Origin of the sequence: Streptomyces sp. NPDC026092, assembly GCF_040638605.1 — a bacterium.
Classification (GTDB): domain Bacteria; phylum Actinomycetota; class Actinomycetes; order Streptomycetales; family Streptomycetaceae; genus Streptomyces.
Window position 1 is genome coordinate 13,170 of the sequence record NZ_JBEZYN010000036.1, and the last position, 15,367, is coordinate 28,536.

At 69.8% G+C, this 15,367-nt stretch carries 14 protein-coding genes and 1 pseudogene; 6 read left to right on the forward strand and 9 right to left on the reverse strand.

Going from position 1 to position 15,367, the window contains the following annotated elements:
- Nucleotides 1–164: 164 nt before the first annotated feature.
- On the reverse strand, nt 165–761 hold the full coding sequence (locus AB0F56_RS34990; RefSeq protein ID WP_362017208.1) for an NAD(P)-binding domain-containing protein: 597 nt from the start codon (nt 759–761) through the stop codon (nt 165–167).
- A 41-nt stretch (nt 762–802) separates the two neighbouring features.
- The gene (locus AB0F56_RS34995) at nt 803–1,621 is read right to left on the reverse strand and encodes a 3'(2'),5'-bisphosphate nucleotidase CysQ (RefSeq protein ID WP_362017210.1); all 819 of its coding nucleotides are present in this window, start codon (nt 1,619–1,621) and stop codon (nt 803–805) included.
- Nucleotides 1,622–1,758: 137 nt separating this feature from the next.
- On the opposite strand from AB0F56_RS34995, the gene AB0F56_RS35000 reads away from it, so the two are divergent.
- Nucleotides 1,759–2,664, forward strand: a complete 906-nt coding sequence (locus AB0F56_RS35000) for a LysR family transcriptional regulator (RefSeq protein WP_362017212.1) — start codon at nt 1,759–1,761, stop codon at nt 2,662–2,664.
- A gap of 419 nt (nt 2,665–3,083) precedes the next feature.
- Here AB0F56_RS35000 and AB0F56_RS35005 read toward each other — a convergent pair whose 3' ends face one another.
- The 5 genes from AB0F56_RS35005 to AB0F56_RS35025 all read right to left on the reverse strand — a co-directional run bounded on the left by AB0F56_RS35005 (nt 3,084) and on the right by AB0F56_RS35025 (nt 7,546).
- Nucleotides 3,084–3,851: a hypothetical protein gene (locus tag AB0F56_RS35005; protein ID WP_362017214.1), complete on the reverse strand. Its 768-nt coding sequence runs from the start codon at nt 3,849–3,851 to the stop codon at nt 3,084–3,086.
- A gap of 838 nt (nt 3,852–4,689) precedes the next feature.
- Nucleotides 4,690–5,499 carry a hypothetical protein gene (locus AB0F56_RS35010; protein ID WP_362017216.1) on the reverse strand — a complete coding sequence of 270 codons (810 nt, stop codon included), beginning with the start codon at nt 5,497–5,499 and terminating at the stop codon, nt 4,690–4,692.
- A 36-nt stretch (nt 5,500–5,535) separates the two neighbouring features.
- Nucleotides 5,536–6,270 (reverse strand): SOS response-associated peptidase, encoded by a 735-nt coding sequence (locus AB0F56_RS35015; protein WP_362017218.1) that lies wholly within the window; start codon nt 6,268–6,270, stop codon nt 5,536–5,538.
- Nucleotides 6,228–6,950 carry a hypothetical protein gene (locus AB0F56_RS35020; protein ID WP_362017220.1) on the reverse strand — a complete coding sequence of 241 codons (723 nt, stop codon included), beginning with the start codon at nt 6,948–6,950 and terminating at the stop codon, nt 6,228–6,230. The genes AB0F56_RS35015 and AB0F56_RS35020 overlap by 43 nt, the downstream gene beginning before the upstream one ends.
- A gap of 311 nt (nt 6,951–7,261) precedes the next feature.
- Nucleotides 7,262–7,546 (reverse strand): cupin domain-containing protein, encoded by a 285-nt coding sequence (locus AB0F56_RS35025; protein ID WP_362017222.1) that lies wholly within the window; start codon nt 7,544–7,546, stop codon nt 7,262–7,264.
- Between the two features lie 628 nt (nt 7,547–8,174).
- On the opposite strand from AB0F56_RS35025, the gene AB0F56_RS35030 reads away from it, so the two are divergent.
- The gene (locus tag AB0F56_RS35030) at nt 8,175–9,536 is read left to right on the forward strand and encodes a hypothetical protein (protein WP_362017224.1); all 1,362 of its coding nucleotides are present in this window, start codon (nt 8,175–8,177) and stop codon (nt 9,534–9,536) included.
- 4 nt (nt 9,537–9,540) lie between these two features.
- On the opposite strand, the gene AB0F56_RS35035 is transcribed toward AB0F56_RS35030, so the two are convergent.
- The gene (locus AB0F56_RS35035; RefSeq protein ID WP_362017261.1) at nt 9,541–10,035 is read right to left on the reverse strand and encodes a MarR family winged helix-turn-helix transcriptional regulator; all 495 of its coding nucleotides are present in this window, start codon (nt 10,033–10,035) and stop codon (nt 9,541–9,543) included.
- Between the two features lie 307 nt (nt 10,036–10,342).
- Here AB0F56_RS35035 and AB0F56_RS35040 point away from each other — a divergent pair, with 307 nt between their 5' ends.
- Entirely contained in the window at nt 10,343–11,422 is a 1,080-nt protein-coding gene (locus AB0F56_RS35040; RefSeq protein ID WP_362017226.1) for an alkene reductase, read from the forward strand.
- A 60-nt stretch (nt 11,423–11,482) separates the two neighbouring features.
- Nucleotides 11,483–12,481, forward strand: coding sequence for an NADP-dependent oxidoreductase (locus AB0F56_RS35045; RefSeq protein ID WP_362017228.1), 999 nt, complete (start codon nt 11,483–11,485; stop codon nt 12,479–12,481).
- A gap of 369 nt (nt 12,482–12,850) precedes the next feature.
- On the opposite strand, the pseudogene AB0F56_RS35050 reads toward AB0F56_RS35045, so the two are convergent.
- Nucleotides 12,851–13,388, reverse strand: a pseudogene (locus tag AB0F56_RS35050) (carboxylesterase family protein); the annotation flags it as partial.
- Between the two features lie 202 nt (nt 13,389–13,590).
- Here AB0F56_RS35050 and AB0F56_RS35055 point away from each other — a divergent pair.
- Nucleotides 13,591–14,439 (forward strand): MBL fold metallo-hydrolase, encoded by an 849-nt coding sequence (locus AB0F56_RS35055; protein WP_362017230.1) that lies wholly within the window; start codon nt 13,591–13,593, stop codon nt 14,437–14,439.
- A 3-nt stretch (nt 14,440–14,442) separates the two neighbouring features.
- Nucleotides 14,443–15,327 carry a LysR family transcriptional regulator gene (locus AB0F56_RS35060; RefSeq protein ID WP_362017232.1) on the forward strand — a complete coding sequence of 295 codons (885 nt, stop codon included), beginning with the start codon at nt 14,443–14,445 and terminating at the stop codon, nt 15,325–15,327.
- Nucleotides 15,328–15,367: the final 40 nt, after the last annotated feature.

Here is a 15,367-nt window from a genome sequence, read left to right on the forward strand (position 1 = left end):
CGGGGGCCCGGGCTGGTCGGCTGGTGGACGTCGCGCGGTCGTGGTTGGTCTGCCCGGCTCTTCCACATGTGCACAGACCTCGGGCCCTCGCGGGCGGGTCCACGAATCCGCCCGGGGAGGGCTCGGTGATCCACGTAGAGCGGGGGCGGTGCACCGTGTGCGGATCAGCGGGTGATCGAGATCGCGAAGGGCGTGAATCCGCTGGACCGGATCACGTGCGGTACGAACAGAATCGCGGCCTCCGTGGCGCGGGCGGTCTGGATCCCGCCGAGATCAGTGATCCACTCCTTGCGCCAGCCGAGGTTGACGAGCAGTTCGCGGACGATCTGCTTGGCCTGCGGGTCCTCGCCGGAGAGGAAGGCGTCGGGCGTCTGGGTGAGCGTGGCCGGCGCGGTCATCACCGGGAAGAGCATGGTGTTGAGTGTCTTGACGACGCGCGTTTCGGGGAGCGCTTCCTGGAGTTGCTCGGCGAGGCTCGAGCCGGGGTAGATCAGTTCGGCGGGCAGTCCGTCCGGTCCGTCGACGGTGGCGTTGGAGACGTCGACGAGGATCTTGTCGCGCAGTTCCTCGCGCAGGGCGACGAGCCGGTCCAGCGAGCCGGCGCCTGGGGTGGCGTTGATGACGATCTGGGCTGTCCGGGCAGCGTCGGCGGCGGCGCCCGGCGCGCGGTCCGCGACGGTCACCTCATGCCCTGCGCGGGTGAGGGCTCTGGCCAGGTTGCCGCCGACGCGGCCGTTTCCGAGAACTGCGATCGTGGTCATGATGATCTGGTCCTTCCGTGCGTGCGGGTTGTCGTGCGCGGTCAGCGTGAGAGCGTGGCGACGGCTTCGGCGTGGACACCGGGCGCGGCGGCCAGGAAGCTCTCGCTCTGCGGGGTCCACGGGCGGCCCTCGGCGTCGGAGATCTGTCCGCCGGCCTCGGTGACGAGCAGCGCCCCGGGCAGCAGGTCCGCGCGGGCGCCGGCGAACTGCCAGAAGGCGTCCATCCGGCCGGCTGCCACGTTCAGCAGGTGCAGGGTCGCGGGCACGGCGGTGCGGACGACGAGCGCGTCGAAGAGCATCGCGGTGATCGAGGAGCCGACGCGCCGCACGACCTTCTCGTCCTCGTCCGGCCGGGCCTGGCTGGTGGCCACGATGCTCAGGCCGAGGTCCTCGGCCCCGGAGACCTGCAGCGGCCGACCGTCGAGGAAGGCGCCCGCGCCGGTGAGCGCGGTGTAGGTCTCGCCGGTCATCGGCAGGTGGACCGCGGTGAGCACCGGCTGGTTCTCACGCACGAGGGTGGCGGTCACCGCCCACTCCGGCAGGGCGTGCAGGTGGTTGACGTTGCCTTCGGCCGGATCCACGACCCACCATTCGCCGGGCGGCAGCGCCCCGCCGTCCAGCTCGTCCTCCACCCAGCCGGCGTCCGGGCGCAGGCGCGTGAGGCGGGGGCGCAGGATGTCGAGGGCCGTGTCGTCGTTGGCGGCGAGCGCGCGCATCAGCTCTTCGCGGGTCTGGTAGCGGACCACGTTGCCGAAGCGCTCGCGCAGCGCCGAACCTGCCGCGCGCACGGCGATCGCGGTCTGGTCGAGCAGGTCGGCGTCGGAGGTGGCGACGTCAGTGGTCTGAAGTATTTCGGACATGGCGAACTCCCTTTTAAAGAGGCGGTGATGGGGCCGTTCGGGCCGAACTGTGCGCTCTGTTCAGCGCTCTGCTCTCGAAGGTACGCAGCCCCCGGATTAACTTCAAATGCATGTGAAGCACGGCTAGGATTACTCACATGCAATTGGACTTGAACCTGCTGGCCGCGCTCGACGCGCTGCTGGAGGAGGGCAGCGTGGCCGGGGCGGCCGCACGCCTGCACGTCACCGCTCCCGCGATGAGCCGGAGTTTGGGCCGGATCCGGCGCACGACCGGGGATCAGATCCTGGTGCGCACCGGGCGCACGATGACCCCGACGCCGTACGCGATCGCCGTCCGGGAGCAGGTGCACGAGCTGCTGCACCAGGTCCAAGGCGTGCTGGCACCGAGCCGTGAACTCGATCTGGCAACGTTGGAGCGCACCTTCACACTCCGCTGGCACGATTCCCTGGTCGCCTTGAGCGGTCCCGCACTGCTCTCGGCCGTGCGTGAAGAGGCGCCTGGCGTGCGATTGCGCTTCGTCGCGGAATCGAGCATCGACACCCCCGAGTTGCGGCGCGGCGACGTCGACCTGGAGGCGAACGCCAACGGCCCGAGCGCACCGGACATCCGTGCCGAGAAGGTGGGTGAGACCCGCCTCGTCATCGTCGCGAGGCAGGGGCACCCCCTCACCCGCGTCAGGACCGTCACCACAGAGCAGTACGCCGCCGCTGAGCACGTCACCGTCTCGCGACGTGGAAACCTCGGCAATGGCCTCGACGACGCCCTCGCGCGGCTCGGCCTCACCCGCCGCGTCGTGGCGACCGCGCCCACGGAAGCGGCCGCGCTGGAGTTCGCGCGCGGCTCCGATCTCCTGATCAGCGTCCCCGAAGCCACCACGAGGTCCGCGGTCGCCGACCTCGGCCTGGTCGTGCTCCCCCTCCCGCTCGAACTGCCGTCAGCACCGATCTACCTGTCGTGGCATCAGCGCTACGACACCGACCACGCCCACGCCTGGCTGCGCGAGCTCGCGCGAACCGCGCTGGCCACGTGCGGAGCGTCGTAGTCGGCGCCGTCCGGGCGCCTCACTCATACGTCCACGCGACCACCTTGATGCTGCACGGTCGGTCGCTGTGAGGACCCGCATCAGAACACCGGCCCCCGGCGGTAGGCGTACGACCAATCTGAATCTGGTCGCGAAGCCCGAGTGCGATCCGTACGGCCGTCGCCCACCTCATGCCCGACGGCCCGCCATCCAGCAGGAGGACGCCCCGGCCCCGGAACTGCCCGGTCGCCCTCGACATGCCGGGCAAGGTCACCGACTTCCCACGCCCCACGGGCTGCGCGAGTCGATTGCCCGGAGGGCGACTCGCCGCTGTGGAGCCCGCCCCCTCGTCCTCTCGTCGAACCGTCTCGGAATCGCCTTCCGGAAGCCGGACGCGGTGAGTCCGAGACGCCCGCTCGTTGGGCCTCCCCATCCCGCTCCTACGAGCGACCGCGTACCTTCCGGAGGATCTCCTCACGAAGCCTCGCGCGGTCTGAGTCTCTTCGGAAGCGGACACCCCTCTGGCTCTCCACTGTTTCAGCCAGCCTCCTGGCCTGGCCTCCGTCGAGTCCGTCGACCATCTGCACCGCGAGCCGCATCGCGTGGTACTGCTCGAAGGGGGTGCGCGGGTGCCTGATGGCGGCGAGGGTGGCTTCGAAGTTCTGGAGTTCAGGCTTGGCCTGCATCATCGCCAAGGCCGTGATGCGCTCTTCCTCCGTACCTTCCCGCAACCAGCGCGAGACTTCGGCCGACTCGAAGGACTGCTCCTGCGCCAAGCGGCGCGCGCGGGCAATCACGTCTTCCAGAGCCTGGGTGCGCGCGGCACCGGGGCGCATCGATCCACGCACTGAGCCGTAGTCGGCGGCGATGGGCCCCGCAGCGTCCAGCAGCGTCCTCGCCTCCGCACGCAACTGATGAGCCGTGGCAACGTCGCCCAGACGTTCGGACTCCTCCGCCAGTGCGAACCTCTCCGCTGCGGCGGCCCGAAGCCTCAGGGTGGCCCCTCCGAACTCGAGGCTCTCGACGCGACTGCCCAGTAGAGCGAGGAGAAGGAGGACGCCCCCGAAGACGATCAACGCTGCGGCGCCGGTCCCGTTCTGGGTCGCGAAGACCGCATGTGCCCCTAGTCCGAATGACCCCGCGCCGAGGAGAACTGTGAGCGTGCGCAACGCCGGCGTGAACCACACGGTCGCGGTTCTCGTCTTCACGGCCTCTCCGCCTCTGTTGGGATGGGATGGAAACTATCGGCGAACCAGGGCATACCAACCTGTAGAGGACTCGTGTTGGGGCTGCGCTACGCGCAACCTGGACCGGCCACCAGTGCCTGCTGCTGACTGTCCATCGGGCGGCCCTCTCCTGGGCCGACTCCGCAGGCCGCTATCCAGCAGCCACGACCGTGCCGGCCGTGACCTGAGGACGGTTGGGGAGCAGCGACGCGAGGTTGTCCCTCACGAAGTCCGCCGCCCGCTCGATCGACTCTTCGGCCCCGGATCGGTCTTCAAAGACGCTGGTGGAGACCATCACTCCGTCTCCGGCATCCACCCAGTAGTAGGCCACGAAGCCGGGGACTCGGCGGAGGAGAGGTACGAATCCCTCGTCCACTCGCCGTCCCGCCTCGGCAGAGTCGGTCACTCCTTCGTAACGTCGAATCACTGCATACATAGCTGATCTCCTCCTGGATCCCAAGGTCACCTTGTGCGAATCGACTTCCCCCACTTCGCGTCTCTCGCTCGGGGGACGTCCGGACGTGACCCGGATAGGCGCACCGGTGAACCAGACCGGGCTTCCGCTGTGGCCAGGGGCTGGGCGAACCTGGGCTTCACGGAAATCCGGTCAGAGCCGCGGAGCCCGGCGGCCCGGTCGGGCCCCCGGACACGGCCGCTTCGTCGTCGCGGAGAACCTCCGGCGGTTCGGGTGCCGTGCGCGGCACCGAACGTGCGTCGTGCCGCCGCCAGGAGAGGCTCCCGGGCGTCGGTGGCCAGGATGCCCCGGCTGACCGCCGAACAGGTCACGCCCACTCGCAGCGGATACCAGGCGTCTGCCGGCTCAGACCAGCCGTGCGATGAGGTACGCGAGGGCGGCCGCGGCGCCGAGACAGCCGAGGACGAACACAGTGCGCCACGAGATGCCGCCCTGACCGTGGGTGTCTCCACCGCCGGCCGGCGCGGGGGCCGGGGCCGGCGGCGGCTGAGCAGGCGGGTTGAGCGGCCCTGAAGGCGGGGCCTCAGGCCGCAGGACGGCGCCGCCGCCGGTGTGGCTGTGTCCGGCTTCCGGAAGGGGGTTCCGATAGGGTTCGACGAGCGGGACGATGGGCGGGCCCCACAGCGGCGGGTCGCTCTCGGGGGAAACCCGCTCGCGGAGCCTTCCATCGGCGGTGCGCCGCCAGGCACGGCCCGCCACATCGGTGAACTCCACGGCCATCCCTGCGGGATCGAACTCGCGGCCCGTGCCCTCCGGGAGAAGGGCGAACGTCGAGCATCCGCCCGGCATCAGCAGCCGGACGCGGTCCGGTCGAAGTGCAACCTCCCCGGCGAAGACACGAACATCTCCGACAGGCTGGCTACTGCCGTTGCACACCGTGACACGATCGCCGTCGGCCTCGATGTAACTCGAGATCCAGCTCGCCTGCCGGATCCGTTCCGTCCGCGCCGCCTCCTCCTCGCGCCGTCTCCGAGTCCGCTCCTCACGCTCATCGCGCATCCGCTGAGCTCTCTCGGTGCGGTGGCCGTGGCGGTAGCCGACAACAGCGGTTGCCACCGACACGACCAGGCCGAGGATCGCGATGACGGTCCCGATCATGCCCCCCACCATGCAGTCTGCGGCGCCGTCCAGTCGGTTGCAGCGCCCGACCTCCACAGCCCAATCGCCCTATTGGGGGACTGCGTGAGCGTGTCAGGTGACTTGGTCCAGGAGGTGCGGGCCGTTGTTGCGGACGTTGTTCACGGCCATGGAGACGGGCCGGGCGTCGAGTTGGCCGTTCGCGGGCTGGGAGAGGAGGGCGCGGAGGTCTTCGGTGTTCTGGTGGTGGGGGTCGAGCCAGGCGTCGTAGTGGTCGGGGGTGAGGGCCAGTGGCATGCGCGGGTGGACGCGGCCTGCTGCGTCGGTTGCCTCGGTGGTGATGATCGTGCAGGTCATGAGCCAGGCGGTGGGGTCGTCGTTGCTGGTGACGTCGGGGTTGCGCCAGTACTCGTAGAGACCGGCCATGGCCATCAGCCGGCCGTCGCTGGGGTGGATGAAGTACGGCTGCTTGCGGGTCTTGCCCGTCTGCTCGTCCTTCACCGGCTCCCATTCGTAGAAGCCGTCGGCCGGCAGTACGCAGCGGCGCCTGGCGAAGGCACGCCGGTAGGCGGGCTTCTCATGGATCGTCTCGACCCGTGCGTTGATCATCCGGGAGCCGACTTTCGGGTCCTTCGCCCACGACGGCACCAGACCCCACTTGAGCGCCCGCAGTTCACGGTGCACTTCGTCACCGTCATCCCGCGCGGCGCGTTCGAGGACCGCGTAGACCTCGTCGGTCGGCGCGACGTTCCAGCTGGGCTGCAGTGCTTCGTCGGGGCGCCAGTCGGTGACCTGGAAGAGCCGGGTCAGGTCCTCAGGACTGCGGGTGGAGGTGTAGCGGCCGCACATGGTGCCACTGTGCCACGGCACCGGTGCTGGGGAACGGTGGACGAGGTCAGGCGGCAGCCGCGGCGTGCCGCTCCTGGACGCGCCGTACTCGGCCCGTGTGGCCAGGTACGGCGCTCAGAGTCCTGGCTGTGCCCGGTTCGGGGAGTGTGGCTGACCGGGGCGGTGCGGGTGGTGCGGGAGACGTTGGAGTCGAAGGCCTCGTCGGACTCCAGGAGCCGGCCGTACTGGTTGTTGCCCCAGCCCCAGACGTGGCTGTCGCTGGTGGTGACGTAGTTGTGGAAGGCGCCGGCCTCGATGTCCGAGACGCCTTCCACCCAGTCGACGTCGACGGGTTCGGTGGCGGACTCGGTGGAGGAGTTGCCGAGCTGGCCGGAGGAGTTGTGGCCCCAGGACTTGACCGTCGTACCGGTACGGGCGAGGGCGAAGGAGTCGGCCGAGGAGGTGCCGCCGGCCCACATCTGGTCGACGTCACTGCGCACGAGGTCGGTGACCGAGGACGGGGAGAGGCTGTCGGCCAGAGTGCCGTTGCCGAGTTGCCCGGTACGGCCTGCCCCCCCCCAGCTCGGCACGGCCGGATCGCCCGCATGGGCCGACGCGGCCACCGGGGCCGCGGCAAGGGCAGCGGCCGCCACCACAAGGACGGACGAGCGACGCAGCGAGCGCCAACCGGATCGGGGCATGCTGAAGACCTTCCTGAACAGAGGGATGGGCCGACTGACACCACAGAGGGGACATACAGCCCAAAGGCGCCGAAAGGCGGCCGCGCATGTGCCCCGACCTAGATCATTTACGGGCGAGCGGGACGGCCACTTCACTCATCAGGGGGACCCTCAAACGGGTGCCGGACGAAACACCGTGTTCTGCATTGGCCGGGCTACGCCCACCTGCAGCCGGGCCTGCCGGGGCCAACAGCAGCACACACCCCCCGGCCCAATCAGACCGCCAACCGGCCGGCTGACGCCCTTCCGGTGGGTGAGTGCGGAGTCGTCGGCTACTTCTGTTCGATCTCGACGAAGGTCAGCGGGCCGGTGCCGCTGTTGACGACTTCGTGTTCGCCGCCGGCCGGGCGGGCGTAGGACTCGCCCGACCGCAGTTGTGAGGAGGTGGCGGTGCCGTCGGGAGTGATCACGTCGATCGTCCCGTCGGTGACGGGTACGACGACATAGGCGTACTCGTGCACATGGCGGCCGGTGCTCTCCTGCGGCGCGAAGTCCCAGCGGGTGACGCGTACCCGCTCGTCCTCGTGCTGCAAGGTGGCGCGGGCGGTGGTCGTCATCGGTGTCTCCTCGTCGTCGGTTGCCCAGGTGGCAGGCTAGCTCCCGCGTGCGCGGTGGCGCGGTAGCGCTGCCCAGGGATGTGAGCGTGGATCGCGGGGGATCGGATCGGCGATCAGGGCGGGCGAGAGCCAGGCGATCCGGCTGGGGCGTGCGACTGCGTCGGCCGGCGCCGCCGGAGGAATGTGCGTGCCCGGCTTCTCGGCCGCTAGCGACCGCCGGCGGAGGTCACCAGAGCGACCAGCACGAGAAGGCTCACGGTGAGCGTGATGACATGCTGCGCATCCCACCCTTGCTGGACGGCCACGACCACGACGGCCGTCACCACGTACGGCCACGAGCGAGACTGCGGCTGAGGCGAGTTGGAACCAGGCACGGTGAACCCCTTGGATCGACTGATCGGCTGGAGGTCCACGTTCACCCGTGGTGTCATTGTTCGCTGTGAGTGGTCGGCGTTCCCACAGGCCGTCGCCATAGATCTGGGACAACTCGTCATTGTCTGCGGACAAGTTGCGCGTCAGGGGGCAGCAAATGGGGCGACCGCTGGGGCCCTTGAAGGGACGCACGGAGCAGGCTGACGCATTCGCCAGGTGGCTGCGGAAGGTCACGGCCGGCGTTGCTGTACGCACCTTGGAGACCGACTTCCGCTACGGCAAGTCCTCTTGGAGCGAGTTCCGCGACGGCAGCAGGCTTCCGCCCGTCGGCCTCGTCGAACGGGTGGCGGAACGCTATGTGCGCGAGCCGACCCAGCGTGCGAGGTGTCTGGTCGACGGGTTACGCCTGCTGGAGGCCGCGCAGGAGGCGGCCAGAGCTCTGGACAACGAGCGGCAGCACGAGCTCTCGGTCCGGTCATCTGCGCCGGGGCGGGCCGACGACCCTGCCTTGGCCGCCTATCTGCGGCTCGACGATGCGCGTGTCCAGCAGATCGAGGCCATGGAGAGGCTCGCCGCATCTGAACGTCAGCGCCGGGAGTTGGAGGACACCGTGTCGTTCCTGCAGGAGCGATGCACCCTGTTGGAGAGTGAGCGAGACCGGGCCCGGGAAGACGTCCACGCGGAACTCCAGCAGGAGTTGCAGATGTCGCTGGAGTACAAGCGGCAGGCGGATGAGAAGCTCGAACAGGCTCGTCGGGCTGAGGAGAAGGCGTACGTACTCCGCCTGGCTGCCGAGAAGCAGGTGACCGTCGAGCGCGTGGCTCTCAGGGAGATCTCCGAGCAGGACCGCCTGCAGGGCGGTGCCCCGCAGGATTCTGCCGGGGCCTCGATCATCGATGAACTGAAGCTGCCGCCGTTGAACCAGATCCACGCGTTCCTCGAGGCCAAGCAGGAACAGCTCGACGCTCAGGACCACGACCTGGCGCACCTCGACGAAAGAATCGGCCGTAGCGGCGGCCCTGCCGACCCCTCTTCCCCGTCCACCCGCCTCGTGCGGGGTCACGTGGTGCGCGACGCTCTGCATGAGGGCGGGTTCGATGTCCAGGACCCCGAACAGGACATCACCGGAGAACCGCTGACCAGCCACAATGCTGACAGGATCGCAGGCGGCGTCCAGCCCGACGGCACCCGGCACACGCCGGCGAAGCGGGGCGGGGAGGAATTGGTCCCCGGCCTCGAAGCCGTCAGAACCCCAGCGGCACTGTCCACCGCGCTCTCGCAGCTTCTGCAGAGGGCAGGGAGGCAGTCGATCATGAACCTGACCAAGGAGGCGTTCCCCGGAAGCCTCCGGGACGACCTGCTCCTCATGACCGTCATGCGCTGGATCGACGGGAACGTCCTGCCCGACACGTGGCCTCATCTGGAGTCCCTCGTCCGTGTCATGGGGGCGACAGACCGCGAGGTAGCGGCCTTCCATCAGGCCTACACCCGCATCGTCGGGAACTTTCCCACCAGTCCTGAGGCCTCGCCCGACCTCTCCGAGCTCCCACCGCCCACCGGCAGGCTGGCTCGCACCATCGACCGGTTGCGTCGCATGGCGGGTAGAACGCCCGACTGACTCGCTAAGCGGAGGCGTCCGCCGGGGGAGTCTGTGCTGGGGTGTCCGCCGGGGCAGTCTGCGCGGCGGTGCGGGCGAGGCTGTCCTCGATGCGGCGCAGGATGTGCAGAGCCTCGGCTTGCTGATCGGGGGCGAGGTCGCCCGTGGTGGCGGCTTCGAGTTCGGACCAGATGCGTTCGACCTCACGCCGCAGCGCTTGGCTGGCCGTGGTGGGTTCGATGATGACGGCGCGTTTGTCGTCGGGGCAGGGGCGGCGGCGGACGAAGCCGGCGTTCTCCAGGCGCTTGATGCTGCGGGTCATCGTGGCGGCGTCGGAGTCGAGCAGGCGTACCAGGTCGGTCTGCCGCTGGGGGCCGAGCTCCCACAGGTGCATCATCACGAGCTCCTGGCCGAGGTGGAGGCCGACGCGGCGCAGGAGCTGTCCGGCGATCATGCGGTGCAGGCGGGCCACTCGGAAGATCGCGTGACTGACGGGCCCCGCCTGTGCGGAGGCCGGCACTGTCACGGTGGAGGGCCGCGCCGTTTCGAGTGACTCGTTTTGCGTGTCCCGGTGTGTCGCCCGGCTCATCGTTTCCGTCCCTTTCTCGGCCGATCACTGGCCGGACAGTAACCAGGATAGCCGCCCCTGTCGTCCTGTGGTACCGGGCATGGAGGACCGCTTTCCCAGCGTGAGAGCCCCTGGTGTGACGTGGATCACATGGCGACGAGGGAAGGGTTCGCGGTGATTTACTTGTTCGGACAGGTAAGTCTGGTGCAGTCGGTATCGCACACCGATGGAATGCCTCTCCCTGAACAAGGAAATGATCATGACGACCGCTTTTGACCCGATCGAGCTGGGCGGCAAGCGCCTGGCCAACCGCATCGCCATGGCACCGATGACCCGCAGCCGCGCCTACGGGCCGGGTGCGAGCGTGACGGAGCTGACGGCGACCTACTACGCGCAGCGAGCGAGCGCCGGGCTGATCGTCACCGAGGGCATCCAGCCGTCGGTGATCGGCCAGGGCTACCCCGACACCCCGGGCCTGCACTCCGCCGAGCAGGTCGCCGCCTGGCGGCGGGTGACCGACGCGGTCCACCGCGAGGGCGGGGTGATCTTCGCGCAACTGATGCACACCGGCCGCATCGGTCACCCCAGCCTGCTGCCCGACGGTCTGATCCCGGTGGGTCCCTCCGCCGTCGCGGCGAAGGGCCAGGTGTTCACCCACCAGGGCCCCAAGGACTTCGTCACGCCCAAGGAGCTGGAGCACGACGAGATCGTCCGGACGATCGTCGACTTCGCCGACGCGGCGCGCAACGCGATCGCCGCCGGCTTCGACGGGGTCGAGGTCCACGGGGCGAACGGTTACCTGATCCACCAGTTCCTCGCCCCCAACGCCAACCAGCGCAACGACGCCTGGGGAGGCGATGTCGCGGGCCGGGTGCGCTTCGCTGTCGAGATAGCCGAGGCTGTCGCGGAGGCGATCGGCGCCCACCGCACCGGTATCCGCATTTCGCCCGGCACCCCCTTCAACGACGTCTCCGAGACCGACCAGGCAGACCTGGAGGAGACCTACACGGCCCTGGTGGCCGCTCTCGCCCCGCTGGAGCTGTCCTATCTGCACGTGCTCGAAGGCCCCAACCGCAGTCTGACCGAGCGCCTTCGCAAGGACTGGCCCGGCGCGTTCGTCCTCAACCCGTTCACGCACCCCGAACCCACGGGTCAAGCCTCCCTCGGTCTGATCGAGGACGGCGCGGCGGACATGATCGCCTTCGGCGCGCTGTTCCTGGCCAACCCCGACCTTCCCCGCCGCCTCGCGGCCGGCGGCCCGTACAACACGCCGGACGCGGCCACCTACTACGGCGGCGACGAGGGCGGCTACACCGACTACCCGGCCCTGACCGCCTGAGCAGCCGCACTCCTCACCCCTCTCCAACCTCTCCCACACGCGCCAGAAGGAGATCCCCTCATGACTGCCACGATCGCCCGCAGGCTCCAGCACGCCGCCTACGGCGGCCCCGAGGTGCTCGAACTCGCCGAGGTGCCGCTCCCGGAGCCCGGCCACGGCCAGGTCCGCGTCCGCATCCACGCCGCCGGTGCCAACGCCCTGGACTCCAAGCTGCGCCGCGGCCTGTTCACGCCGGGCCAAGAGGCGCCCGCCGAACCCCAGCCCCTGGGCCTTGAGATGGCCGGTGTCATCGACGCCGTCGGCCCCGGTGTCACCGAGTGGGACCTCGGCCGGCCGGTGCTGGGACGCACCGTTCGGCCCGACGCCCTCGCCACCCACGCCCTGGCCTCGGTCGACGGCATCGTCGCCAAGCCCGGCTCCCTCACCTTCGAGCACGCCGCCGCGCTGCCGGTCGCCGCGGAGACCGCCTACCGCACCCTGCGCGAACTCGGGCTGCGGTCCGGCCAGACCCTGCTGGTCCACGCCGCCGCCGGCGGCGTCGGCCTGATGGCCGTCCAGCTCGCCCGCGCGTGGGGAGCCACCGTCATCGGTACCGCGGGCGAAGCCAACCACGCCTACCTCCGCGAGCTCGGCGCCACCCCGGTCACCTACGGCGAGGGCCTGGCCGACCGGGTACGCGCCGCGGCCCCGCAGGGTATCGACGCCGTCCTCGACGCCTCCGGACGCGGCGTCCTGCCCCTGTCCGTCGAACTCGCCGGGAGCCCGGAGAACGTCGTCACCATCGCCGACCTGGACGCCGCTCGGCACGGTGTTCGCTTCTCCAAGGGAGGCCTGCCCCTCCCGCAGGTCTGGGCCGACGTCCTGCCGCTGATCGAGGACGGCCGGCTGCGCATGCCCATCGAAGCGGTCTTCCCTCTGGAGAAGGCGTCCGACGCCTACCGCCGCCTCGAGGGCGGCCACCTGCGAGGCAAGATCGTCATCACCGCCACGACGCCTGTCGATCCGGCGGCCCGGTCGGTAGACGCGGCCGACCAGCCCGGAGTTCCCCCGCTCAACTAGCTCCCCGTACTTGCGGCACGCAAGGCGACCGACCAGATGCCGGCCGACCTCGCGGGAGAGCCCGCCGAGGTAGCCCGCGTCGAGGAGGCCATGGCCGGCGAGTTGCCGTCCGGCTGTACTGGCCGGAGGGGAGGGCCCGCACCCCGTACTGATCTGGATCCACGGCGGCGGCCGGACGGTGGGCAGCGCCGCCGGATCCGACGGGACGGCCCGGGAGATCGGTGCACTCGGCGGCTACACCGACCGGATGGCCGTCGGCGGGGACTCGGCGGGAGGCAACCCTGAGCGCCGCCCTCGCCAGCGAAGTCCCAGCGTGCCGGCAGTCGTACCCGACGCCACCCCCAAACCGTCGCCCCATCCGAACGCACTCTACGGATGGAATGGGGTCGCCGGTGCGGATGAACGAGCCATGCCGCTCACCGCGAGCACCTGCTCCCTGGTCGTCGCCGCGTACGTCTCGCCCAGCGCGAAGCTGAAGGCGGCCTCTTCCCTGGTCCAGCCGATGAGGACGTCGATGTCGGCGCCCGGGCCGTCGAGCAGGTTGTCGACCGGTTGCCGCGACGCCGTCGAGCCGTCGAGCACCGGCATGAACGGCGCGGTCCAGTGTCCCCATTCGGCGGTCGCCGCGAGGAGTCCGGCGGTGGCCTCGACCAGGCGCGGCCACGGCACCGTGCGCAGCTCGTCCACGTCCTTCGCGCCGACGATCTCCAGATACGCGGCGGTACGGGCAAGGGGCTCGGCAGGCGTGGCGAGGGGCATCGCGAGCGGGACGCTCTGGAGGATGGCTCGCCGGAAGAGGCGGCCATCGCGCGAGCGCGGCGGTGGAAACGGCGCCGGCGGACTGGCCGGCGACGGTGACGTTGTCGGGATCGCCTCCGAACGCGGCGATGTCGCCGCGTACGGCACGCCCCTGAACACCGCCAGGCCGTCCTCGACGGCCCCGCGGACCGGGCCCGAGCGCGTGTGCACGACGGGCGCGGTGCGGCCCTGAGTGAAACCCATGCGGTGCGTCCTTCCAGTCCGGGGATCGAGAGCGTTGGACACCGCAAGTTATTGCGAAATTGTGGCGGACGTCAATATTATTCGATCCATCATCAAGGGAGGCTCGCATGGCGACGTGGCGCATCGGTACGACGACGATCCACAAGGTGCTGGAGGCTGAGGTGCCGGTTCCTGTCGTGGGGGCCCTGCGTACGGATGACACCGCGCTCCTGAAGCGGTACGCGTGGCCCACTCCTGACTTCAGCGGGGCGGACGGCACGTTCCTGCTGTCGGTGCACGGGCTGGTCGTGGACACCGGTACGCGCAGGATCCTCGTGGACACCTGCGTGGGCGACGCGCGGGCGTCCGTACCGTTCCTGAGCATGCTGGACACGGCGTGGCTCGAAGACCTCACCGCCCTCGGCTACGCGCCCGAGTCGATCGACACCGTGGTCTGCACCCGCCTGCACTTCGACCACATCGGGTGGAACACGCGCCTGGTGGAAGGCAAATGGGTGCCGACCTTTCCCCGTGCACGTCACGTGGTCACGCGCGTGGAATGTGACCACTGGGCGGACGAAGCGGACACCAACCTGCCCGACACGATGCAGCCGTTGATCGACGACGGTCTCGTCGACTTCGTCGGAACCGATCACCGGGTGTGCGACGGTGTACGTCTGGAAGCGGCCCCCGGGCACACCCCGGGCCAGGTCGCCGTCGTGGTCGAATCCGGCGGAGAACGTGCCGTGATCACCGGTGACCTCGTGCACCACCCCGTGCAGTTCATCGAACCGGATGTGGCCGGCGCCGCCGACGCCGACGCGGCCCAGGCCGCCGCCACCCGGAGGGCGTTCGTCGAGCGGTACGCCGACACGGGAACGCTTGTGATCGGCACGCACTTCCCCGCCCCCACGGCCGGCCTGCTCCGGCGCGGCGGTGACGGGAGCGTACGGTTCGTCGCCGACGGCTCGCGCTGAACCGTGGACTTTCGGCAGCTGACGTACTTCCTCGCCATCGTGGACCACGGCGGCTTCACCCGCGCGGCCGCGTCGCTCTACGTGTCGCAGCCGTCCCTGTCCCAGGCCATTCAGGCCCTGGAACGTGACGTGGACGGCCACTTGTTCCATCGGATCGGCAGGAGAGTGGTCCTGACCGAGGCCGGTACGGCACTGGTTCCACGGGCGCGGGAGGCGCTGCACGCCCTGGAGCTGGCCAGGGCCGGCGTCGGCGCCGTCCGTGAACTGCGCGGTGGGCGGCTGGAGATCGCCGCGATGGCCTCTCCGACCATCCAGCCCCTCAGCGCCATGGTCCAGCGGTTCACCGAGCGCTTTCCAGCGGTGTCGCTCAGTCTGCGCGTAGCCCTCACCCACGAGGACGTGGTCGAGAGGGTACGCGGCGGAGGCTGCGAACTCGGACTGCTGACGACCTCGTCGCCGCTGCCGAGTCGGGACGTCGTCGCGCACCCTGTCGGAGACGACCGGCTCGTCCTGGTCACCCCGAAGGGCGGCCCCTTCCCGGCCGGTCAGGCAGTTCGACGCGAACAGCTCGCAGGGCACCGGCTGATCGTCGGGCAGCGGGGGACCGGGATCCGTGCCTATGTCGACGACCTGCAGGCACAGGGCATCGACGTGCGCATCGCGGTGGAGACCGAACACCGCATGGCCTTCCTGCCTTTGGTGCTCGGAGGGGTCGGACTCGCGGTGGTCACGGAATCCTGGGCCGACCTGTCCGAGCGGGCCGGAGCCCTCGTCCTCGACCTGGAACCGGCCTGTGTCCAGTACAACGTCCTCGTGAGTCGCAGGGACCAACTGACGCCCGCTGCCCGTGCCTTCCTGGAGATCGCCGTCCCACCGGCCTGCTCATAGGAGATGCCTATGAGACAGATCGGGGATACGTGTTGGACCC

What these genes read in the sequence shown, in the direction of transcription:
- AB0F56_RS35020 (WP_362017220.1), bottom strand. Translation starts at nt 6,950, where the DNA reads ATGCCCCGATCCGGTTGGCGCTCGCTGCGTCGCTCGTCCGTCCTTGTG.
- AB0F56_RS34995 (WP_362017210.1), bottom strand. Translation starts at nt 1,621, where the DNA reads ATGTCCGAAATACTTCAGACCACTGACGTCGCCACCTCCGACGCCGAC.
- AB0F56_RS35025 (WP_362017222.1), bottom strand. Translation starts at nt 7,546, where the DNA reads ATGACGACCACCGCCCGCGCCACCTTGCAGCACGAGGACGAGCGGGTA.
- AB0F56_RS35015 (WP_362017218.1), bottom strand. Translation starts at nt 6,270, where the DNA reads ATGTGCGGCCGCTACACCTCCACCCGCAGTCCTGAGGACCTGACCCGG.
- AB0F56_RS35040 (WP_362017226.1), top strand. Translation starts at nt 10,343, where the DNA reads ATGACGACCGCTTTTGACCCGATCGAGCTGGGCGGCAAGCGCCTGGCC.
- AB0F56_RS34990 (WP_362017208.1), bottom strand. Translation starts at nt 761, where the DNA reads ATGACCACGATCGCAGTTCTCGGAAACGGCCGCGTCGGCGGCAACCTG.
- AB0F56_RS35055 (WP_362017230.1), top strand. Translation starts at nt 13,591, where the DNA reads ATGGCGACGTGGCGCATCGGTACGACGACGATCCACAAGGTGCTGGAG.
- AB0F56_RS35045 (WP_362017228.1), top strand. Translation starts at nt 11,483, where the DNA reads ATGACTGCCACGATCGCCCGCAGGCTCCAGCACGCCGCCTACGGCGGC.
- AB0F56_RS35000 (WP_362017212.1), top strand. Translation starts at nt 1,759, where the DNA reads ATGCAATTGGACTTGAACCTGCTGGCCGCGCTCGACGCGCTGCTGGAG.